The sequence below is a fragment of the Candidatus Enterococcus avicola genome, from assembly GCF_047470845.1.
GTDB lineage: Bacteria > Bacillota > Bacilli > Lactobacillales > Enterococcaceae > Enterococcus_D > Enterococcus_D casseliflavus.
Window position 1 is genome coordinate 1 of record NZ_JBLGTY010000065.1, and the last position, 376, is coordinate 376.

The window sequence follows — 376 nt, forward strand, 5'->3', positions numbered from 1 at the left end:
CTCTCAGTTGTTTATTTTGTGGTGATTTAATCATACTAGAGAACGATATGTTTTTTAATACCTAAAATGAAAATGGGACTGAAGAATCAATTCTGATTCATCAGTCCCATAAATTATAGAGCCATAAATTCTTGCTCGAAAGTTATGGAAATTTCGATAGCCGTAGGATACTCGTTTCGATGTCTTTATATGAGTATTCTTCGCTTCTATTTTTCCATTGGAATAAGGATAGATTATCGCATTAATGATGCCTTCTTCATAGGCCAGAAAGCTTTGAAGCTTCTCCCAAAAGCCTCCTGACGTTTCGGGAAGTTCTGCCAATAAGGAGAAAAATAAGTCAGGGTCTTTGTCTCGAAAGGCTTCAACTAATTCATGA

The 376-nt window shown here is 35.9% G+C and carries 1 protein-coding gene; it reads right to left on the reverse strand.

Annotated features, from left to right (window positions below; genetic code table 11):
* Nucleotides 1-54 precede the first annotated feature (54 nt).
* The coding region (locus ACI3E5_RS17595) for a transposase (RefSeq protein WP_498855892.1) at nucleotides 55-376 on the reverse strand (322 nt) is incomplete at its 5' end.